1 pseudogene is annotated in these 1,246 nt (G+C 56.6%); it reads right to left on the bottom strand.

Annotated elements, in window-relative coordinates:
• Window positions 1-538: 538 nt before the first annotated feature.
• Window positions 539-1,246, bottom strand: a pseudogene (locus DBR24_RS30965) (pilus assembly protein N-terminal domain-containing protein); the annotation flags it as partial.

Below are 1,246 nucleotides of genomic sequence, written 5' to 3' on the forward strand. Positions count from 1 at the left end.
TCGTGGAGTTTTTTTGAATCGAGGGATTCGTAGGGGGAGGTGGGGTCGGTTTCGGGCGGGTTTGGCGTTGGTTTAATCATGGGTAAAGCCTCTAGAGTAGTGAAGCGGCCACCGTTCGCTGCTAACGAAGGAGGTGGCGGCTGTACGCGGGTTAGCAGACCAGGACTCTAGAACCCGGCGCACCGAAGTGCCCCACGCAAAGCCGCCATAACGGCAACGGACTTTGTGCGTCTAGAGAAAACCCGGGCTGCTAAACCCGATCACTGAACAATCAGCGACCGACCCACAATAGAACCCGCACCCAAGACCCACAAGCCGGCCGATTCTGGCGTAGCTGTAGGCAATGGCGCAAGGATGTGTAGCCTGTAAGACGTGTCTGAAGGTGTTTTTTAAACGCTGTGGTTTAAATGCAAAAGATCGCCGCCGAAGGCTGCGATCTTTTGATTTGTCTGCCAGCGACAGAATCAATTCCCCTCCACGCCCTTAACGGGGTGGGAGGGGAAATAACGTTTTTCGGATCAAGGGGGCGAGATTCAAATCATGTGCAACACACTGAATATCCCAAAGCGTAGAAAGGCGGGAGATTAGCGAGCGATCTCCATCGACGTTCATCTCCGACCGCCAGGCAGCCTTGACCTTGGACCCACCCAATCGTCGAATCGGGGTGCGGAGCGAGGGGGGCAGGTGATAGTTGGCAAGGGAAGAACCTTTCCAACTCATTATCTACGGATACGTTGGTGATCGTGCCAAGATCATTGGCATCTCGCCATTGGTCGGCGTCGTACCAAGTGTTTAACTTGTTTGGCGACCGATGTATCCGCCTGACCCGACTAACCGTCACCTGAATCTCCACCACATCCCCACTCGCATCCGCAACGGTAATGGTCGTCGTGCCATTCCCCTTCCCTGAAATCCGCCCGTTGGTTGGGTTGGCAACGGCAATCTCCTCATTGGCAGACGTGTAGGTATAGGGCGGGGTGCCTTGCTGCGGAAATCGGTCTGCGTAGGTGCCGACCGGCGGTGTCGGGTTGGCGACCAGAAGCTTCTGCAGTTCTTCCCCTACCGCGATCCAGTTGCGGGCGCTGAGCACCACCGGTGTTTTGTCAATAATCAGCTCGGGCAACGCGGAGACTTTCAGGCTACGCACGGTCGATGTCTGGCCTGAACCGTACAAGGCCTTGGCGGTGAAGGGGTGCTCTGCGACGGTCAGTCCGCTGATCCTGTGGCTCCAGATTCCGCTCAGCGG

The sequence above is a fragment of the Pseudomonas sp. HMWF006 genome (assembly GCF_003061205.1).
Classification (GTDB): Bacteria; Pseudomonadota; Gammaproteobacteria; order Pseudomonadales; family Pseudomonadaceae; genus Aquipseudomonas; species Aquipseudomonas monsensis.